At 59.5% G+C, this 19,952-nt stretch carries 18 protein-coding genes; 15 read left to right on the plus strand and 3 right to left on the minus strand.

All coding sequences use genetic code 11. The annotated features are described in order from the left end of the window. Positions 1-87: 87 nt before the first annotated feature. The 6 genes from B7E11_RS20890 to B7E11_RS20915 all read left to right on the plus strand — a co-directional run bounded on the left by B7E11_RS20890 (position 88) and on the right by B7E11_RS20915 (position 6,791). Positions 88-1,206: a peptidylprolyl isomerase gene (locus tag B7E11_RS20890; RefSeq protein ID WP_080838397.1), complete on the plus strand. Its 1,119-nt coding sequence runs from the start codon at positions 88-90 to the stop codon at positions 1,204-1,206. A gap of 224 nt (positions 1,207-1,430) precedes the next feature. Next, complete coding sequence (locus B7E11_RS20895; protein ID WP_080838400.1) at positions 1,431-3,152, plus strand: ABC transporter ATP-binding protein; 1,722 nt, start codon at positions 1,431-1,433, stop codon at positions 3,150-3,152. Positions 3,153-3,208: 56 nt separating this feature from the next. Next, positions 3,209-4,255, plus strand: a complete 1,047-nt coding sequence (locus B7E11_RS20900; RefSeq protein ID WP_080838402.1) for a FecCD family ABC transporter permease — start codon at positions 3,209-3,211, stop codon at positions 4,253-4,255. 11 nt (positions 4,256-4,266) lie between these two features. Then, on the plus strand, positions 4,267-5,289 hold the full coding sequence (locus tag B7E11_RS20905) for a FecCD family ABC transporter permease (protein ID WP_240353845.1): 1,023 nt from the start codon (positions 4,267-4,269) through the stop codon (positions 5,287-5,289). A 149-nt stretch (positions 5,290-5,438) separates the two neighbouring features. Then, positions 5,439-6,323: a helix-turn-helix domain-containing protein gene (locus B7E11_RS20910; protein WP_080838408.1), complete on the plus strand. Its 885-nt coding sequence runs from the start codon at positions 5,439-5,441 to the stop codon at positions 6,321-6,323. Between the two features lie 36 nt (positions 6,324-6,359). Continuing rightward, positions 6,360-6,791: a hypothetical protein gene (locus tag B7E11_RS20915; RefSeq protein ID WP_080838411.1), complete on the plus strand. Its 432-nt coding sequence runs from the start codon at positions 6,360-6,362 to the stop codon at positions 6,789-6,791. A gap of 128 nt (positions 6,792-6,919) precedes the next feature. On the opposite strand, the gene yicI is transcribed toward B7E11_RS20915, so the two are convergent. Next, positions 6,920-9,238, minus strand: coding sequence for an alpha-xylosidase (yicI, locus tag B7E11_RS20920; protein WP_080838414.1), 2,319 nt, complete (start codon positions 9,236-9,238; stop codon positions 6,920-6,922). Between the two features lie 128 nt (positions 9,239-9,366). Between yicI and B7E11_RS20925 the strand changes: the two genes are divergently transcribed. Continuing rightward, positions 9,367-10,266 carry an AraC family transcriptional regulator gene (locus B7E11_RS20925; protein WP_080838418.1) on the plus strand — a complete coding sequence of 300 codons (900 nt, stop codon included), beginning with the start codon at positions 9,367-9,369 and terminating at the stop codon, positions 10,264-10,266. 65 nt (positions 10,267-10,331) lie between these two features. Here B7E11_RS20925 and B7E11_RS20930 read toward each other — a convergent pair whose 3' ends face one another. Beyond that, positions 10,332-10,652 carry a DUF2627 domain-containing protein gene (locus B7E11_RS20930; RefSeq protein WP_080838421.1) on the minus strand — a complete coding sequence of 107 codons (321 nt, stop codon included), beginning with the start codon at positions 10,650-10,652 and terminating at the stop codon, positions 10,332-10,334. Between the two features lie 189 nt (positions 10,653-10,841). Here B7E11_RS20930 and lpdA point away from each other — a divergent pair, with 189 nt between their 5' ends. The 5 genes from lpdA to lipB all read left to right on the plus strand — a co-directional run bounded on the left by lpdA (position 10,842) and on the right by lipB (position 16,767). Continuing rightward, positions 10,842-12,278, plus strand: coding sequence for a dihydrolipoyl dehydrogenase (lpdA, locus tag B7E11_RS20935; RefSeq protein WP_080838424.1), 1,437 nt, complete (start codon positions 10,842-10,844; stop codon positions 12,276-12,278). 156 nt (positions 12,279-12,434) lie between these two features. Next, positions 12,435-13,469 (plus strand): thiamine pyrophosphate-dependent dehydrogenase E1 component subunit alpha, encoded by a 1,035-nt coding sequence (locus B7E11_RS20940; protein WP_080838429.1) that lies wholly within the window; start codon positions 12,435-12,437, stop codon positions 13,467-13,469. Position 13,470: 1 nt separating this feature from the next. Next, complete coding sequence (locus tag B7E11_RS20945) at positions 13,471-14,457, plus strand: alpha-ketoacid dehydrogenase subunit beta (protein WP_080838434.1); 987 nt, start codon at positions 13,471-13,473, stop codon at positions 14,455-14,457. A gap of 50 nt (positions 14,458-14,507) precedes the next feature. After that, the gene (locus tag B7E11_RS20950) at positions 14,508-15,866 is read left to right on the plus strand and encodes a dihydrolipoamide acetyltransferase family protein (RefSeq protein WP_080838437.1); all 1,359 of its coding nucleotides are present in this window, start codon (positions 14,508-14,510) and stop codon (positions 15,864-15,866) included. Positions 15,867-16,032: 166 nt separating this feature from the next. Then, positions 16,033-16,767, plus strand: a complete 735-nt coding sequence (lipB, locus tag B7E11_RS20955) for a lipoyl(octanoyl) transferase LipB (RefSeq protein ID WP_080838441.1) — start codon at positions 16,033-16,035, stop codon at positions 16,765-16,767. On the opposite strand, the gene prli42 is transcribed toward lipB, so the two are convergent. After that, positions 16,701-16,856 carry a stressosome-associated protein Prli42 gene (gene prli42, locus B7E11_RS31035; RefSeq protein WP_425430072.1) on the minus strand — a complete coding sequence of 52 codons (156 nt, stop codon included), beginning with the start codon at positions 16,854-16,856 and terminating at the stop codon, positions 16,701-16,703. The two genes, lipB and prli42, sit on opposite strands and share 67 nt — an antisense overlap. Before the next feature lie 51 nt (positions 16,857-16,907). Here prli42 and B7E11_RS20960 point away from each other — a divergent pair, with 51 nt between their 5' ends. The 3 genes from B7E11_RS20960 (at position 16,908) to B7E11_RS20965 (ending at position 19,791) form a co-directional block, all read left to right on the plus strand. Then, positions 16,908-18,047, plus strand: coding sequence for a M20/M25/M40 family metallo-hydrolase (locus tag B7E11_RS20960; RefSeq protein WP_080838445.1), 1,140 nt, complete (start codon positions 16,908-16,910; stop codon positions 18,045-18,047). Positions 18,048-18,460: 413 nt separating this feature from the next. Continuing rightward, positions 18,461-18,670, plus strand: coding sequence for a hypothetical protein (locus B7E11_RS29145; RefSeq protein ID WP_139787269.1), 210 nt, complete (start codon positions 18,461-18,463; stop codon positions 18,668-18,670). Between the two features lie 152 nt (positions 18,671-18,822). Then, entirely contained in the window at positions 18,823-19,791 is a 969-nt protein-coding gene (locus tag B7E11_RS20965; RefSeq protein WP_080838448.1) for a LacI family DNA-binding transcriptional regulator, read from the plus strand. Positions 19,792-19,952 lie beyond the last annotated feature (161 nt).

The following is a 19,952-nucleotide window of genomic DNA, read 5'->3' on the forward strand; positions in this document are numbered from 1 at the left end:
GATTTTTAGGTTATATTAAGGAAAATCCGCGACAATTTGTTATAGTAGACCAATAGGCTTATTTCATACAAGGAGGATTTTTGAAGGATGAGCGATTTGGAAAAGGAACAGGGTCAACGGCAACAAAACGGCGGGGAACCGGACAAGCCGGTCGCCGCGCCAATCGCGCCGACAGCGAAAAAATCCGGCGCGAGCGTCAATTCGGTTCTGCCGTGGATCATTACGGCAATCGCGCTGATCGCGCTGGTCATCACCTCCCTCGGCGGAGCGGGCGAAAGCGAAGCCAGCGAAGCGGTGGGCGAGGTTGGCGGCGAGCAGGTGACGAAAACCGAGCTCTACGATGAAATCGTCAAGCAAATCGGGGGCGAAACGCAAGCCGGTCAAATTTTGGATCAATACATGCTGCTCAGGCTGTTCGAGTACGAAGCGGAGAAGGCCGGCGTGGAAGTAGCCGATGCGGAGTACGATGCGGCGATCGAGGAGATCAAGCAGCAAAACGGTTTTACGACCGACGAGGAGTTCGAGCAGGCGCTCGCATACAGTAATCTAACGCTTGAAGACTACAAGGAGCAGGCGATTCGTCCGCAACTGCTGCTCCGCGGCATTTTCGAAGAGAAACTGGCTCCCAGCGACGAGGATTTGAAGGCGTATTACGAAGAAAACCAAGCTTCTTTCGGTACCGAGGAACAAGTGAAGGCTTCGCACATTTTGCTGGACACGAAGGAAGAAGCGGAAGCGGTGCTCAAGCAGTTGAAGGAAGGCGCCGACTTCGCGACGCTCGCCCAGGAAAAATCGCTGGATCCCGGCTCCAAGGACAGCGGCGGAGATCTCGGCTTTTTCGGAAGAGGCGTCATGAACGAACCGTTCGAAACGGCCGCATTCGCCCTGAACGTAGGAGAATTGAGCGGCGTCGTCGAATCTCCGAACGGGTTCCACATTATAAAAGTGACCGACAAGCAGGAAGCGTCCGTTCCGGCTTATGAAGAGGTTCATGACAAGGTCAAGGCGGCTTACCTGGACGCCAAGGCGAACGAAGGCTTCAACGAATGGTACGAGCAGGCAAAGAAAGACGCCGCATACAAAAATCTTTTGACCGGCGAAGACGCGACGGCGGCCGAAACGGCGCCTTCGGCAAGCGCGGGAACGGAATCCCCGGCCGCAGGCGCCGAAACCGAATCCCCGGCCGCAAGCGGCGCAACGGAATAACGGCTTCGAGGATACGCGAGAATGCGCCTCCAGGCGGGAAAACCCGCCGGAGGCGTTTTTATTGTTTTCACGCGATCCAAGTATCGTAAATGACCGTTGATAGGAGGCGGGGAATGCGGTACAATAGAATGCAATTGATAACCATTCTCATTTTTGGCGATCGGAGGACGTTAGCCGCATGACGCTTCATACATAATCGATTGAATCTCGGGGGTGCCTCGTAGTTGGTTCGCAAGTTTTTTTCCTATTATCGCCCTTACAAAGCGTTGTTTTTTTTCGATTTTTCTTGCGCCGTCATCGCCGCGCTGCTCGAGCTCGGGTTTCCGCTTGCCGTCAACCGGGTCGTCGACGATTTGCTGCCGAGCAAGGATTGGGAGCTGATTCTGTGGGCTTGCGCCGGGCTGCTGGCCGTTTATGCGATCAATACGGTACTAAACTTCGTCGTTGCGTATTGGGGACATATGCTCGGCATCAACATCGAACGGGACATGCGCAAAACGTTGTTCAACCACATTCAAAAATTGTCGTTCCGTTTTTTCGACAACAATAAGACGGGGCATTTGCTGTCGAGAATGACCAACGATCTGAACGAAATCGGCGAAGTCGCCCATCACGGTCCGGAAGACCTCTTCATCGCGGTGATGACGCTTGCCGGCGCGTTCGCGCTCATGCTGAACATCCATCCGGAGCTGGCTTTGCTGACGTTTGTCACGGTGCCGTTCATGATCGTGCTGGCGGTTTATTTCAATGCGAAAATGACGAAGGCGTTCCGCCGCATGTTCACGGACATGGCCGACTTCAACGCGCGGGTCGAGGACAACATCGGCGGCATTCGCGTCGTGCAGGCCTTCTCCAACGAAAAATACGAGAAGGAACTGTTCGCCGTCAACAATGAGCGCTATCGTACCGCCAAATTGATCGCTTATAAAATCATGGGCAAAAACAGCTCGCTCAGCTATATGCTGATGAGGCTCGTGACGCTGTTCGTCATGATCTGCGGCGCCTGGTTCGTATTCAACGACGATTTGCAGTACGGCGAATTCATGGCGTTCATTTTGCTCGTCAACGTCCTGTTTCGCCCGATCGAAAAAATCAACGCCGTCATCGAAAGCTATCCGAAAGGCTTTGCCGGCTTCAAGCGATACGTGGAGCTGTTGAATACCGCGCCGGATATCGCGGACGCGCCCGACGCGGTCGCGGTCGATTATTTGAAAGGGCACATCCGTTTTCAAAACGTGTCGTTCGGCTATGAGCGGCACTCGCCGATTTTGCGAAACGTCGACCTGACGATCCGTCCGGGCGAAACGGTCGCCTTCGTCGGTCCGTCCGGCGCCGGAAAAACGACGCTTTGCAGCCTGCTGCCCCGATTTTACGAGGCGGACTCCGGCACGATCTCGATCGACGGAATGGACATCAAAGGGATCAAGCTGGAGTCGCTGCGCCGCCAAATCGGCATCGTCCAGCAGGACGTGTTCCTGTTTGCCGGCACGATCCGGGAAAATATCGCGTACGGCAAGCTGACCGCGTCCGACGAAGAAATTTGGGAAGCCGCGCGCCGGGCGAAGCTGGACGAGTTTATCGCGGCCCAGCCCGAAGGGCTGGCGACGGTCATCGGCGAGCGGGGCGTCAAGCTGTCCGGAGGCCAAAAGCAGCGGCTCGCGATCGCCAGAATGTTCCTGAAAAATCCGCCGATCCTCATCCTGGACGAGGCGACGTCCGCGCTCGATACGGAAACGGAAGCGGCCATTCAGCAATCGTTGGCGGAATTGTCGCAAGGGCGAACGACGCTCGTCATCGCCCACCGTCTCGCCACGATCAAAAACGCCGACCGCATCGTGGTCGTGACCGAGGACGGCATCGGCGAGCAGGGCAGGCACGAGGAGCTCGTGTCGGCCGGAGGCATCTACAGCCGTTTGCATCGGGCCCAGTTCGGCACCTTGAACTGAAAGCCGGAATTCCGTATCCGACTCACTTAATTCGAATAAGGCAGGTTCTCACGCTCATGACATCATCCATCGATCCCGTGCCGCAAGAAGCGCCGAAGGTGCGTTCGCGGCCGCTTACCGCCACGATCATCCTGATCGGCGGCGTGGCGGCCCTTGCCTTCGCGCTTGCGCTGTCCATTTCGGTCGGCGCCGCGGACATCAAGCTGGCAACCGTCTGGGAAGCGGTATTCCGCTTCAACGGAGACTTGACCCAGCATCAAATCATCCGCGAACTGCGGATGCCCCGCGCGATCGTCGGCGCTTTCGTCGGCGCAGCGTTCGCCGTGTCGGGCGCGATCATGCAGGGGATGACCCGCAATCCGCTGGGCGATCCGAGCTTGCTCGGCATCAATGCGGGAGCCGCTTTCGCGCTGGCGATCTGCTTCGCGTTTTTTCCGGGAATGGCGTTCGGCCAGGTGACGCTGTTTTCGTTTCTGGGCGCCGCGCTCGGAACGGTGCTCGTGTTCGGCATCAGTTCGGCGGGCAGAGGGGGCATGTCTCCGGTCCGGCTCGCTCTGGCAGGGTCGGCGATCACGGCGCTGCTCGTCGCGCTCAGCGAGGGCATTTCGATCCATTTCAAAATCGGGCAAGAGCTCGCGTTCTGGTACGCGGGCGGCGTGTCCGGGACGAAGTGGTCCCAGGTCGAGGTTATGGTGCCCTGGATCGGAGTCGGACTGATCGGAGCCTTTATTTTGTCGCGCTCGATTACGCTGCTTAGTCTCGGGGACGAGGTTGCGTCTGGACTCGGCGTGCGGACCGCCTGGGTCAAATTTTTCGGCTCCGTGCTCGTCCTCGTTTTGGCCGGCGCATCGGTCGCCACCGTGGGCGGCATCAGTTTCGTCGGACTTGTCATTCCGCACATTTCGCGCATGCTCGTCGGCGCCAACTACCGCTGGATCATTCCGTGCTCGGCCGTGCTCGGTGCTCTGCTGATGGTTTTCGCCGATATCGCGGCGAGAATGGTCCGTCCCGGCTTCGAAACGCCGGTAGGGGCGCTTATTGCGGTCATCGGCGTTCCGTTCTTCCTGTATTTGATTCGCCGCATGAGGAGGGAGACGACGTGAGCACCGCATCGTTGCAAAAAGCGAAAGGCAGAAAGACGGCCCGCTCCTGGACGATCATTATCGTGTTGGCCGTGCTAATCGTCATCGCTTTTGTCGTTAGCATGAACACCGGTTACACGCGCCTTTCCCCGATCGACGTCTTCAAAACGCTGTTCGGCTACGGAACCGAGCAGCAAAATCTGATTCTTTTCGATTTTCGGCTGCCGCGCATCGTCGTCTCGATCCTGGTCGGCGCGGGTCTGGCGTTGGCCGGATGCGTGCTGCAAGGCATTACGCGCAATCCGCTCGCGGACCCGGGCATTCTCGGCATCAATTCCGGTGCCGGGCTGATGGTCGTCCTGTTCGTTTCCTTTTATCCGATGAACGAAGCGGCGCCCGTCTTTTTGCTCCCGGTGCTGGCGCTGGTCGGGGCGTTCGCGACGGCCGGGCTGCTCATGCTGCTCTCCTACAAAAAAAACGAAGGCATATCCCCGATGCGGATGGTGCTCGTCGGGATCGCGATCGCGGCGGCCATCCAGGCGGCGATGATTATCTTGACGATTCGGCTGGATCCGAACGAATATCAGTTTGTGCAAGTTTGGATGGCCGGGAGCATTTGGGGAACAACGTGGAAGTACGTGCTGGCGCTGCTGCCGTGGATCGCCGTGCTGTTCCCGTTCATTCTCTACAAGTCCAGAACGCTTAACGTCCTTAGCCTAGGCGAGCAGCTCGCCACCGGGCTCGGCACGCCCGTCGGCAGGGAACGGCTGCTGCTGCTCTTGGCAGCCGTCGCGCTGGCCGGGTCGTGCGTCGCCGTCGGCGGCGGCATCAGCTTCATCGGCCTAATCGGGCCGCACCTGGCCAGGCGGCTCGTCGGATCGCGGCACGAGGTGCTCGTTCCGGCATCCGCGCTTACCGGCGGCCTGCTGCTGCTCGTCGCCGACACGATCGGCCGGGTCATCCTTCAGCCGTCGGAAATTCCGACCGGCATCGTCGTGGCGGTCATCGGGGCTCCTTACTTTCTTTACCTGCTCTCCAGAGCGAAGCAGAAATGACTTGCGCGTTATTGCCTTTGCGGCCTGCGGCCGTAAAGGTTTTTTTCGGAATGCGGAAGTTATTCGCCTAGCAAACCCGCTTGCTCCTGCGCGATCCTGCGTTCCCGCGCTCAAGCGGGTATAATGGGAAGAAAGGGAGGTGCCGCCGGATGAGCATGGAATTGCACGCGCTGTTTCGCCCGATCCAGGCAAGCGGCAGAGTCGCTTCCTATCGTTATGCGGAGCGGCTGCCCGCCGCGCCGCTGCGCCCATACGTATCCTGCTACTGGACTTCCGAGCCTGCGGAACCGTATCGGGAGACGGCGCCGCTTGCCGCCCGCAAGGGGATCGACCGGGTGGTGCCGGACGGCTGCTCGGACTTTATTTTCGCATGCGATGCCGGGGCGAACCGGGTAAACGTCCGGTATTGCGGCATATACGACGAACCGTTCGCGATCGAGCATGACGATCGCCCTGTCCGCAGCTTCGGCATCCGGTTTTTCCCGGGAGGCGCTTATCCGCTGCTGAAAGCCTCGCTGGCCGAATTTGCCGGGCGGGCATTCAGCCTGGACGAGCTGCTCCCCGGCGGAGCCGGCACGGTTGCGGAGCGCCTGTTCGCGCAGCCTTCATTCGAAAGGCAAGCCGAAGTCGCAGACCGTTTTCTAATGAGCAGGCTGGAGAAAAACGGGCGTCCCGACGACAGCCTCGTTTCGAACGCGCTGTATCGGATTTTCGTTGCCAAGGGATGCGGCAGCGTGAGCGAATTGGCCAAGGCGGAAACGGTCAGCGCCCGGCAGTTGAACCGGGTGTTCGACCGGTGGATCGGCCTCGGCCCGAAAAAATTTTCCGAAATCGTCCGCTTCCAGAACGTGTTGACCGTTGTACGAAACGGGCGCATCGCGAACGGTTCCCGGCTGGCGGCGGATTTCGGCTACTCCGATCAGGCGCACATGATCCGCGAATTCAAGCGCTTTTACGGCGAATCGCCGCTCGTTGCCGCCGCCGAATATGCCGGAATGACCGATCATACGAAGCTGAGCGTACCCATAAAATGAAAAGGAAGGGAGAAGTCGGGACAAGGAGAGGTGCCGATGGCGATACCGGTTTTGCGTTCCAAAACGCTGATTCAACCTGCGGAATGTTCGTTTCCGCTCGCTTACGATTTTTTGTCCGATCCGGGCAATTTTCCGTTGTGGGCCCCCGCTTTTTTCCGATCGCTTCGCAAGTCCGGAAACGAATGGATTGCGGATACGCCGGAAGGGGAAGCCGCCGTCCGCTTTGCCGGGCGGAACGAGAGCGGCGTGCTGGATCATTGGGTCGTTCCGTTGAACGGAAAAGAGGCCGCGCGGAAAACGCTGAACCCGATGCGCGTGCTGCCGAGAGGGCCCGACGGGTGCGCGGTGATGGTAACCGTGTTCCAGCAGCCGGACATGACGCATGAGCAATTTCTGAACGGCGTGGAGACGGCCGAAGAAGAGCTGCGGAAGCTCAAGCGGGTGCTGGAGGAGAGGACGGCGGAATAGGGGCGTCGAGCGCGAGGGAAGCCGCGCTACGGGAGCATGTTGCGAAACGAAGCGTAATGCAAAGCGAAGAGGCCGAACCCCGGCAGGAATCGTCTGCCAGGGGTTCGGCCTCTTTGCGTCTCTCTTCCTTACAGCTGAATCGACAGCGACGAGCCGCCGGCCGCGATGCGGACGCCTTCCGCCGTCGTTTCGGCCGTGCCGCCCGAGGTGCTTTCGACCGAGGAAATGCCGCGCAGCAGCACGTTCCAGTCGCGAGTGTCGCCTTCGGCGCGCACGTCGATGCGGCTGCCGCTGCGGGAAGCGGTGACGGTCAGCGCCGTATTGCCGCTAGCGTCCGGCACGACGGCGGAGGCGGTTGCGCCGTCGGCAAGCTCGAACAGGTGAAACGTCACGCCTGCCGCGTAGTCGTAATCCGGACGGCCGTCTTCGCTGCCGACCGCGACGATCGAGCCGGCCTTCGCGAACAGCGGAAGCCCGAAGTAATCGTACGTTTCGTTGCGCCAGGAGCCGCCTTCGACTTTTTCCCCCGTCAGGAAGTGGGTCCACGTTCCTTTGGGCAGGTAATAGGAAGATGCGCCTTCCTCGTTGAAAATCGGAGCGACGAGGAGCGAGTCTCCGAGCATATATTGACGGTCCAAATAATCGCTCGTCCGGTCGTCGCCGAATTCGAGCAGCATGGCGCGCATCATCGGCAAGCCCAGCTTCGTCGATTGCACCGCCTGGCCGAACAGGTAGGGCATCAGGCGCAGCTTCAGCTTCGTAAAGTGACGCAGGACATCGACCGCTTCCTCGTCGAACAGCCACGGAACGCGGTACGAGCTGCTTCCGTGCAGGCGGCTGTGGCTGGACAGCAGGCCGAAGGCGACCCAGCGCTTGTACAGGTCCGCCGGCGCGCTTTGCTCGAACCCGCCGATGTCGTGGCTCCAGAAGCCGAAGCCGGACAGGCCGAGCGAAAGACCGCCGCGCAGCGTTTCCGCCATCGACTCGTACGTCGCCTCGCAGTCGCCGCCCCAGTGAACCGGGAACTGCTGGCCGCCGGCCGTCGCCGATCGGGCGAACAAGGCCGCCTGGCCTTTGCCGAGCTTTTCTTCCAGCACCTCGAACACCACTTTATTGTACAGCTGCGTGTAGTAGTTGTGCATTTGCATCGGATCGGAGCCGTCATGGTAAACGACGTCCGTCGGAATGCGCTCGCCGAAGTCGGTTTTGAACGAATCGACGCCCATGTCCACCAGCGCGCGCAGCTTGTCGCCGAACCATTTGCAGGCGTCCGGATTCGTGAAATCGACGATGCCCATGCCGTACTGCCACATGTCCCATTGCCATACGCTGCCGTCCGGACGTTTCAGCAGGTAGCCGTGCTTCATCCCTTCGTCGAACAGCGGGGAACGCTGCCCGATATACGGGTTGATCCATACGCAGATTTTAAGCCCCTTCGCTTTGAGCCGCTCCAGCATGCCTTTCGGATCGGGGAAGACGCGCTCGTCCCACTCGAAGTTGCACCATTCGTATTCCTTCATCCAGAAGCAGTCGAAATGGAACACCGCAAGCGGAATGTCTCGTTCGGCCATGCCGTCGATAAAGCTGTTGACGGTCGCTTCGTCGTAATTGGTCGTGAACGACGTCGTCAGCCACAGGCCGAACGACCAGGAAGGCGGAAGCGCCGGCTTGCCCGTCAAAGCCGTATAATTGCCGAGCACCGTTTTCAGCGAATCGCCGCCGATCAGGAAATATTCCAGCATTTCGCCGGGAACGCTGAACTGCGTTTTCGACACTTTTTCCGACGCGACCTCGAACGACACCTTTTCCGGGTGATTGACAAAAACGCCGTAGCCGCGGTTCGTCACGTAGAACGGAATGTTTTTGTACGCTTGTTCCGAAGCGGTGCCCCCGTCCTCGTTCCAAATGTCGACGACCTGGCCGTTTTTGACGAAGGCGGAGAAGCGTTCGCCGAGCCCGTATACCGTTTCGCCGACGCTTAAGTTCAACTGCTCGCGGAAATGATGATGTCCGTCGTCCGCTTTGACGAATGCGGTCAATCGGGTGCCGCTGCCCGTCAGGAAGCGTCCTTTGTGCGTATACCGAATGGAGACGGGGTGTTTTTTCGTAATCGTTACTGTCGTGTCTCCGCTCGTCAGGCTGACGGCTTCGTCGGTGTTTTCGATTTCGACGGGAGCGTTGCCTTCGAGCAGCAGCGGAAAGGAATCCGGGGTGCCGCGTTTTTGGCCTTTGTGTCGGTAAAACCGGGCGCGGATCATGTCCTTGGCCGGCGACGAAAATTCCATCGTCATGAGCGGCTCGTTCAACGTGTTGCCCCGGTGTTCGAGGTGCCTGAACGTAGCGAAGACGGTAATCCTGTTCGTGCCGACTTGGACGTCGTGTATTTCGTAAGGACTCAGCACTTGATACCCTTCGCGGGTCATCCAGTAGCCGTTGCTGAATTTCATCGGAATTCATCCTTTCTTGTCGCAGCTCGCTTGATCGTTTACACTGTCATTATACTGATTAAAACGCAAGAAATCTTGCACTATTACGTTTTCATTTAACACGATTCTGATATATTGGAAGTGATGAAATGGATTTGACCCATCTTCGGGAAAATCGGAGGCACGGGACGCAGGATTTTCCGGTCGGCGTGTACCGGATGGAACTGCCGGCGGGGCATCCGATCCTGGAAAATCATTGGCACGAAGAAACGGAATTTCTCGCCGTCGAGAGCGGTCGGGCCATATTCCAAATCGGCGCCTCCGAGTACGAGCTGCAGGCCGGGGATGCGATATTCGTGCCGGGCGGCGAAATTCACGGCGGCTACCCCGCCGAGGATTCGGCTTGCACCTATACGGCCATCGTCTTCGATCCGGGGATGCTGATCGGCGGCCGCGAAGGGGAAACGGCCCGGTTCCTGCAGCATTTGCAGCGAGGCAGGCTCGCGCTTCCTCCGCATTTCGGCAAAGGGACCGAATGGGGCGAGCGGGCGGTCGGGCGCCTGGAACGGATGTTCGAGCTGTTCGAATCGGCCGACCCGGCCCGCGAGATGAAAATAACCGGCGAGCTATATTTGCTGCTGGCCGAATTCTGGTCGGCCGGCGTTTCGGTTTCGCGCGAGACGGAAGCGCCGTCGGAAGCCCGGACGCTGGAACGGCTGAAGGAAGCGCTCAAATTCGTCGAGACGAACTTCGGCCGCAAGCTGACCGTCCGCGAGCTCGCGGAAGCGGCGGGCATGAGCGAAGGCCATTTTTGCCGCGTCTTCAAGACGTACATGCGAAGGACCCCGGTCGAATACGTCAACCATTTTCGCCTGCGCTACGCGGCCCGGCGATTGTCCGATTCGGACGCGACGGTGGGCGAGGCGGCGGCGGAAGCGGGATTCGACAACTTTAGCTATTTTAGCAAACTGTTCCGCTCCTTATACGACTGCACGCCGTCCGAGTACCGGAAAGCGAAGGCGCAAGGCGGGCGGACGGAAGTCCGCTGACGGACACGAAAGAAGGCTCCCTGCCGGAATCCGGCAACGGGAGCCTTCAAGCGTTATTCGCGAAATTATTCCGCCGTTCCGCCGGAATCGGGCCCGGACGGCTTGGTCGGCCGCGGGCGCTTCGGCATGAAGCGGGGAGCTACGTATTTATGCTTGCGGTCGCGGAAAAAAATCCAGCCTCCGATAAAACCGACGCCCGCAAAAAATAAAATGAATCCGAATGCGAACGAGAGCCATTCAAAGCGCGGGTCCTGCATTTGCACGTCACCGAGCTGAACGAAATATTCGTACAATGCGTCCTTCATAAGCAAAAATCCGTACGCCGCTGCCAAACCCGGCACGACTAGGAGTAAAATGGCGATTAGGCGGGAAATAACGAGTCTCACCGGACATCCCTCCTTCCACTTCTCCTATCATACCGATTTTGCCGGATTCTGTCCACGAAAAGCTGAAAGGGGATGAAAGGGACGGCCGCCCGGCAAATCGACTGGACAAGCAAAAACAGGTACAATAGTAGACGGACTTACATAACGTCGCGATGACGGACAAGCCAGTATCGATCGGAGGATAATACGATGCCAATAGAGGTTGATGTCGCCGTTTTGGGCGGCGGACCGGGGGGATATACGGCGGCGATCAGAGCCGCGCAGGCGGGACGAAGCGTCGTCCTGATCGAGCGGGACAAGCTGGGAGGCACCTGCTTGCATCGGGGGTGCATCCCTTCGAAAGCTTTATTGCGGAGCGCGGAGGTGTTTGCGACGATTCGCGCCGCCGCATCCTACGGAATCATGGTGCCGCAGGAGGGAGTCGCCGTCGATTGGCCGGCCGTCATCTCGCGCAAAGCCGGCATTGTCGACCAGCTGCACCGCGGACTCGAGGCGCTGATGAAACAACACCGGATTCAGGTGCTGAGCGGCAGCGGACGGATCATGGGGCCGTCGATCTTTTCGCCGAGCAGCGGATCGGTCTTCGTGGAGCTGGCGAACGGCGAGTCGGAGACGGTCGTGCCGCGTCATTTGATCGTGGCGACCGGCTCGAGGCCGCGAAGGCTCGAAGGCATTCCCTACGACGGCCAAGCGATCGTGACGAGCGACGAAGCGCTTGCCTGGGAAAGCTTCCCGGAATCGGTCATCATCGTCGGAGGCGGCGTCATCGGCGTGGAATGGGCTTCGATGCTGAGCGATTTCGGAAGCAAGGTCGCGGTGGTCGAAACGGCGGAGCGGCTGCTGCCCGGCGAGGACAAGGAGATCTCGTCCGAAATCCGGAAGGCGCTCGAAAGGCGCGGCGTCGAGATTCATACGGGAGTCAAGCTGGATGCGTCCTCCGTCCGGATCGGAGAAGGCGAAGTCGCGTGCGAAATCGAGTCGCCGTCCGGCAAATCGCCGCTCGCCGCGCAGCGCATGCTCGTTTCGGTCGGCCGCCAGGGCAACGTCGAAGGCATCGGCTTCGAAAACACCGACATCAAAACGGCCGGCGGCTTCGTTGCGGTCGATCCGCTGACGCTGCAGACCGGCGAGCGCCATATTTACGCGATCGGCGACTGCATCGGCGGCGTGCAGCTTGCGCATGCGGCCATGCACGAAGCGGCGGTCGCGGTCGATCATTTGCTCGGCGCGCCGGTGCCGGCCGTCCGGTCGGCGGATCGCGACATTCCGCGCTGCGTCTATTCGCGGCCGGAAGCGGCGGCGATCGGCTGGACCGAAGCCGCGGCGAAGGAGCGCGGCTTCGACGTGAAGACTGCGCGCGTCCCGCTGCGCGTGCTCGGCAAGGCGCTCGTTCACGGCGAGACCGAAGGCTTCGCCAAGGTGGTGGCCGACCGGGCGACGGGCGACCTGCTCGGCGTTCATCTCGTCGGCGCGCATGCGACCGAGCTGATCGCGGAAGCGTCGCTTGCGAAGCTGCTCGACGCCGTCCCGTGGGAGATCGCCCGCTCGATTCATCCCCACCCGACGCTGTCGGAAGCGCTGGCCGAAGTGACGGCCGCGCTGGGCGGCGGCGCCGGACACGCATAACGACTTGCATACGGCCAACCTGCGGCGATCGGGCATCCTTGAGCCATGTCCGCGGGTTGGACGTTTCTTTTTGCCGGGAAGGGGAGTATAATAGGTTTTAGATTCAAGTATTAAGACCAGGTTATAAAACTAAGTGTTAGCCAGGAGGGACGAGCTATGACCCAATCGGGAGCCGTTCGGCACAACTCGCGTCATGCCGAGCTTGGCCTGTCGGATCGGCAAGTCGTCGACATGTACGAGAAGATGATGCTGGCACGCCGTTTTGACGAAAGAAGCCAATTGCTGCGACGCGCGGGAAAAGTCAATTTTCATATTTCCGGCATTCATCAGGAGCCGTCCCAAGTGGCGATGGCGTTCGCGATGGATCTCGAAAAAGACTGGTTTTTGCCCTATTACCGGGATTACGGTTTCGTGCTGTCGGTCGGGATGACCGTCAGGGAGCTGTTTCTTTCCTTGTTCGCCAAGGCGGAGGATCCGAACAGCGCCGGCCGCCAGATGCCCGGCCACTTCGGCTGCAAGCGGCTTCGCATCGTGACGGGCTCCAGCCCCGTGACGACGCAGGTGCCGCACGCGGTCGGATTTGCGTACGCGGCGAAGTACCGCGGCGAAAGCTCCGTGGCGCTCGTTTCGTTCGGCGAAGGCTCGAGCAACCAGGGGGACTTCCACGAAGGCTGCAACTTCGCGGGCGTGCATAACCTACCGGTTATTTTCGTTTGCGAAAACAACGGCTATGCGATTTCCGTGCCCTTCGCCAAGCAGTCGGCCGGCCGCATTTGCGATCGCGCGATCGGCTACGGCTTTCCCGGCGTTCGCGTGGACGGCAGCGACGCGCTCGAAGTGTACCGCGTATTCAAGGAAGCGCACGAACGGGCGATTCGCGGGGAAGGACCGACGCTGATCGAAGTGATGACCTACCGGATTACGCCTCACTCCACGACAGACAACGACATGGATTACCGGACGAAGGAAGAGGTCGACCTGCACCGGGATCAAGACGGCATCCCGGCCTTCCGCAATTATTTGACGGAAATCGGATTGTGGTCCGACGAGCGGGAAGACGAGCTGCAGGCGCGCATCCGCAAGGAACTCGACGAATCGCTGGCGTACGCGGAGCGGGCGCCGTTTCAATCGACGGAGGAGGCGTTCCGGCACGTTTACGCGGAGCAGCCGGAAGCGAGGGGAGGGCGTTAAGATGCCGGTTATCGAATATATCGAAGCGATTCGCACGGCGATGAAGGAAGAGATGGAGCGCGACGACCGCGTTTTCGTCCTGGGCGAGGACGTCGGGCTCAAAGGCGGCGTATTCAACGCGACCAAAGGACTGCAGCAGCAGTTCGGCGAATTGCGCGCGCTCGATACGCCATTGGCGGAGTCCGCGATCGCCGGCGTCGCGATCGGCGCGGCGATGGCGGGACTCCGGCCGGTCGCCGAAATGCAGTATTCGGACTTCATGTTCCCGGCGACGAACCAGATCATCAGCGAAGCCGCCAAAATCCGCTACCGCTCGAACAACGACTGGGACTGCCCGATCGTCATTCGGGCTCCGATCGGCGGCGGCATCTTCGGAGGGCTGTACCACTCGCAATGTCCGGAATCGGTGTTTTTCGGAACGCCGGGTCTCAAAATCGTCGCCCCGGCAACCGCGTACGACGCCAAAGGGCTGCTGTTGTCGGCCATCCGCGATCCCGACCCGGTGCTGTTTTTCGAAAATAAAAAATGCTACCGCCTCATCAGCGACGAGGTTCCCGAAGGGGAGTACACCGTTCCGATCGGCAAATCGAACGTTTTGCGCGAAGGGGACGATATTACCGTGATCGGGTACAGCATGCCGCTGCATTTCGCGATGGCCGCGGCCGAGGAGCTGGAGCGCGAGGAAGGCGTCTCCTGCCACATTCTCGATTTGCGCACGCTGCAGCCGCTCGACCGCGAGGGCATTCTCGAGGCGGCGGCTCGTACCGGCAAGGTGCTGATCGTTCACGAAGACAACAAAACGGGGGGCATCGGAGCCGAGGTGGCCGCGATGATCGCGGAGGAAATGCTGTACGATCTCGACGCCCCGATTCGCCGGGTGTGCGGGCCGGATGTTCCCGCGATGCCGATCAATCCGCCCGGGGAGAAGCATTTTTTGCTCAATAAGGAAAAGCTGAAGGCCGCCATGCTGGAGCTTGCCCGCTATTGACCGTATTGAACGACGAATCCCAATATGCCGGAGAGGAGTGAACGGCGCACATGGCAAAAAAAATCGCGGAAATCATCATGCCGCAGCTGGCCGAGTCGCTGGTGTCGGCTACGATCGACCGTTGGCTCAAGGAGCCGGGCGACCGGGTGGAAATGTACGAGCCGCTGTGCGAAATTCAAACGGATAAAGTAAACGCCGAGCTGCCGGCGACGATTGCCGGCGTGCTCGTCAAAAAGCTCGTGGGAGAGGGCGAGGAAGTCGCCGTCGGCTCTCCGATCGGCTTGATCGAAACGGAAGCCGATTCGGCGGCCGAAGCGGACGGCGTTCCTGAGCGGGCGGAAGGAAGCGCCGCTCCTTCCGTTCCCGCGGCGCCCGCTTCCGCCCGTCCGGGCGCGGCGATCCCGGCTCCGGCGGCGGCGTTCGACCCGGGCGCGCCGATGCGCGGGCGCTATTCGCCGGCCGTTCAACGGCTTGCGGCCGAGCATGGGCTTGACTTGAGCCGGGTGAACGGCACCGGGCTCGGGGGGCGCATTACGCGCAAGGACGTGCTGCAGGCCGTCCAGACGGGAGGCTTCGCCGCTTCGCCGGCGCCGTCCGCCGGACGGCCTGCTCCCGAGCCGTCGGCAGCCCCCGCCCGGCCGAGTCGCCCGGAACCCGCCGCCGACGCTGCCCGAATGCCGACGGTCGAGGTCGAAGGCAAGGTCGGGCCGGGCCGCGAGTATTACATCGACGTCACGCCGATCCGCAAAACGATCGCCAAAAACATGCGCCAAAGCGTGAGCGAAATTCCGCACGCCTGGACGATGGTCGAAGTCGACATTACGCATCTTGTCGAGCTTCGCAATCTTTTGAAGGACGATTTCCGGGAGCAGGAGGGCATCAACCTTACGTACATGCCGTTCCTGATCAAAGCGGTCGTCGGAGCGCTCAAGGAGTTCCCGATTATGAACTCGGTTTGGGCGGACGATAAAATCATCGTCAAACGGGATATTAACATCTCGCTTGCGGTCGGAACCGAGGACTCGGTGCTGACGCCGGTCATTCGCAACGCCGATCAGAAAAACATCGTCGGCCTGGCTCACGAGATCCACGACCTGGCGCGCCGGACGCGCGAAAACAAGCTGAAGCTGGCCGACCTGCAGGGCGGCACGTTTACCGTCAACAACACCGGCACGTTCGGATCGGTGCAGTCCGTGCCGATTATCAACTACCCTCAGGCGGCGATATTGACGTTCGAAACGATCGTCAAGCGCCCGGTCGTCCTGAACGACATGATCGGCATCCGCTCCATGGTCAATTTGTGCCTGTCGTTCGACCACCGGATTTTGGACGGGGTCATTTGCGGAAAATTCCACCAGCGGGTCAAAGCCAATCTGGAAAGCTACGACAAGAATACGAAGCTGTATTGAACGAGAACCATGCGGGAAAAGGCAAAGACGAAGCTGCCGTTTTAGTCGAAAAGCGAAGGACTGCCCGCCGGCCGATCGGGGGTTCGGAAAGCGAGCCTGCCGACAAGCCGGCGGCGCGGTCCTTGGCCGTATCGGGGGCAAGCCGCAAACGGGAGGCGCACACAGGATGAAAACGTTGACAGCCGCGTTCGTTACGCGAGTCGATTACGGGGAAGCATGGGAGTTCCAGAAGCGGCTCGTTCGAGAGATCGACCGGGAGCGGATCGGGGATACGCTGCTGCTGCTCGAGCATCCGCCTACCTACACGCTCGGTTCGGACCGGCATCCGGAGCATTTGCTGATCGGGCCCGAGGAATTGGAACGGCGGGGGATCGGCGTTTATCAAATCGACCGCGGCGGAGACATCACGTACCACGGGCCGGGACAGCTCGTCGGGTATCCGCTGCTCTATCTAGATGCGGTCGGTCTCGACCTGCACGCTTATTTGCGGAGCCTGGAAGAGGCGATTATCGGGCTGTTGGCGGAGTTCGGCATAACGGGCGGGCGAAAGCCGGAGTACACGGGAGTATGGGTCGGAGACGAAAAAATCGCCGCGATCGGCGTCAAGTTCAACCGGGCCAAAACGCGCAGAGGTTTCGTGACGAGCCACGGGTTTGCCTTTAACGTCAAGCGGCAGGTGGAGGCGGAAGGCTTCCAGAGCATCGTGCCGTGCGGGATCAGCGAATTCGGCGTCACATCGCTGGAAGCCTTGACGGGACAAGAGTACGAGGTGCACGAGATCGGCCGGCGGCTGCTGCCGCATTTTATCCGCGTGTTCGGCTATGACGAAGCGAATCAGCCGATCAACGTGCCGACGGACATCAGCACGGTCGAGGCGACCATGGCGAAAAGCATGACGTAGACGATAATCTTGAACAGCCGTTTGTTGTTCATGGGCGATCCTCCTTTTCGAGTTGAATCGTCTTTCAAGCGCATAAGCTGCGCGGCCATCCTGTATATTGTAACGCAAATGAAGATCCAAGGCGAGCGGGAGGAATACGAATGGTGCAGCGGGAACGGCTTATCGCCGAATTTATGGAGCTTGTCCAAATCGACAGCGAGACCGGATTCGAACAGGAAATCAGCCGCGAGCTGCGCGATAAATTCGCCGCCCTCGGCTGCGAAGTGACCGAAGACGACGCGCGGGAGGCGACCGGGCACGGGGCGGGCAACCTGTTCGCCTGGCTGCCGGCCTCGCCGGGGCTCGAATCGGCGCCGGCGCTGCTGTTCACTTCGCATATGGATACGGTCACGCCCGGACGCGGCGTCAAGCCGCGTTTGGACGAGGACGGGTATATCCGCAGCGACGGCACGACGATTCTCGGCAGCGACGACAAGGCCGGACTTGCGGCTATGCTCGAAGCGCTGCGCGTCATCCGGGAACAAGAAATAGCCCACGGACCGATCCAGTTCGTCATCACGGTCGGAGAAGAGTCCGGATTGGTCGGAGCGAGAGCGATGAACGCGGAACGGCTCCGGGGCAAAATCGGCTTCGCGCTCGATTCCAACGGCAAGATCGGGGATATCGCGGCGGCGGCGCCGTCGCAGGCGAAGATCGTCTTCGCGATCCGAGGGAAATCCGCGCATGCCGGCGTCAATCCGGAAGACGGGATCAGCGCGATCCAAGTTGCGTCCAAGGCGATTTCCCGGATGCCGCTCGGCCGGATCGACAAGGAAACGACGGCCAACATCGGCCGTTTCGCCGGAGGCGGGCCGACCAATATCGTCTGCGACTACGTGCGAATCGACGCGGAAGCGCGAAGCATCGATTCGGCGAAGCTCGACCGGCAAGTGGCGGCGATGCGCGAGGCGGTGGAATCGGCCGCCCGGGAGTTTCTCGCCGAGGCCGAGTTTTCGAGCGAAATCATTTACCCGTCGTTCTCGTTCGGCGAAGACGACGAGGTCGTGCAGGTCGCCAAAGCGGCGATCGGCCGGATCGGCCTCGAGCCGAGAACGTTCAAATCGGGCGGCGGCAGCGACGCCAATATTTTCAACGGCAAAGGCGTGCCGACCGTCAATCTCGCCGTCGGATACGAGAACATTCATACGACGAAGGAACAAATCAAGGCCGACAATCTCGTCCTGACGACCGAGCTCGTGCTTGCCATCGTGCAGGAGATGGCCGAACGCGGCCGGGCTTGACATCTCATCGCGCAGGAGATGGCCCGAGAGCGCGGCCGGTCTTGACGTCACGCGGGGCTCTGGCTTGTACCGTGCGCGATACAGCCGGGCCCCTTGCGCACGGATGCTCCGGCACCGGCGTACCGCTGCATGTCGGCGGTCCGTGGGCAGACGTCCCGGCACCGGCGTACCGCTGCATGTCGGCGGTCGACGGACGGGAAGAGAAGGTATTCCGCCACCCGACTCGGATGGTTTTTTGGCATAGTCGGAAAATTCAAGTCTTTATCTAGCTAAAGAGTTTTGTAGAAAATTAGGGGATGAGGAGGGGGCAGTCCAAGCGCAGGGAACTTATGTTGGATTTTGTCCAATCGAGGGAGCAGAAAACGGGGAAACCGTTGTCCAGAGTGGATTTTATCCAACGAGAAGCATGAAATTTGGGCAAAAACGCGGAAAAGGCCTCGCCAGATTGGACAAAATCCAGCGAAGATAACGTATTTCGTGAAAATACCGGTTTTGATTGGACAAAATCCAACCAAGCTTCGACGAACCCAACGTCATCCCGTTCAGGAGTTCTTTTTATTGAAAAACTTCCGAGCAAGCCAACCCCAAAATCGCCGAAATTGTCGCGCCCAAGCGAACGATGATGCGGCGAACTCGAAATTCGCTTCCCCCCTCGAAACAAACTTTGCCGCAATCGCTTAAGAAAATTCGCCATTTTCCACAAAAGTAAAATTTACAAAAAAATAAACCGTTGTTATAGTTAAATTATTAAAACGTTTTATTGGAGGTCGCCGAAATGGTCGGACTGAAGGAAATCGCCAAAATGGCGGAGGTGTCGATTTCCACCGTTTCCAACGTGCTCAACGGACGCAAAAACGTGGGGAAGGAGACGCGGGAAAAGGTTCTTCGAATTTGCGCCGAATACGGTTACAGCCCCGCGGCGGAGGCGAAAAAGGGACGGGCGGGGGCGAGCCGCACGATCGTGTTCATATACAGCGATTTCGACCGCGATTTTTATTTGAAAATCATTCAGGGGCTGAGCGATTGCCTGACGGAAAACGGGTACGATTTTATTATCTGCACCCATTCGTCCAGCGAAAGCTTCCTGCGGCCGAGTTTTGCGAGCGGAGCGATCATCCTCGACGGAAGCATGACGGACGAGGCGCTCGTTTCCGCGGCCGGTCCCGGCATGCCCGTCGTGATGATGGACCGGATTCTCGAAAGCGACCGGGTCAACGCCAAAAGCGTCATCGTGGACAACTATCCGATCATGTGCGAGATGGTGCAGGCCCTCGTCGACAAAGGCTACCGCAAATTCGGCTTCATCGGGGGACACAGTTTTACGCTCGATAACAAGGAGCGGTTCGCCGCCCTTGTGGAAACGCTTGCAAAAAACGGGATCGCCTTCGACCAGAAGCATTACTATCACGGCAACTACCGCGAAAACAGCGGCTATCAGGCGGCCAAGCTGATGCTGCTCAGCAACGATTTGCCGGAAATGCTCGTCTGCGCGAGCGACAATATGGCATTGGGCGCGATCCGGGCGTTCGAGGAAAACGGCGTCCGCGTGCCGGAAGACGTGGCGGTGACCGGCTTCGACGATTCGGAAACGGCCGCCGTCGCCGGGCTGACGACGATTTCGATTCCGCGCTACGAAAGCGGCTACCTGGCGGCGAAGAAACTGCTCGAAATGATTCAGGGGACGGAAAGCACGATGCCGTTCAAAATCGGCGCAGGCATCAAGTGGCGAAAAACGACGCGGTAATTTTGCGAACAAAATTTATTGACTAATCTATGTTTTACTAAATATTTTACTTAAAATTTACTGATAACGCTACCAAAACCGGTTGACAGCGCTTTAATGTTTGCATATGATGGGGGTGTAAAGCGTATTTTAATAAAGTTTTACTCCATTCACTAAAAACG

It is taken from the genome of Cohnella massiliensis (assembly GCF_900169535.1).
GTDB lineage: Bacteria > Bacillota > Bacilli > Paenibacillales > Paenibacillaceae > Cohnella > Cohnella algarum.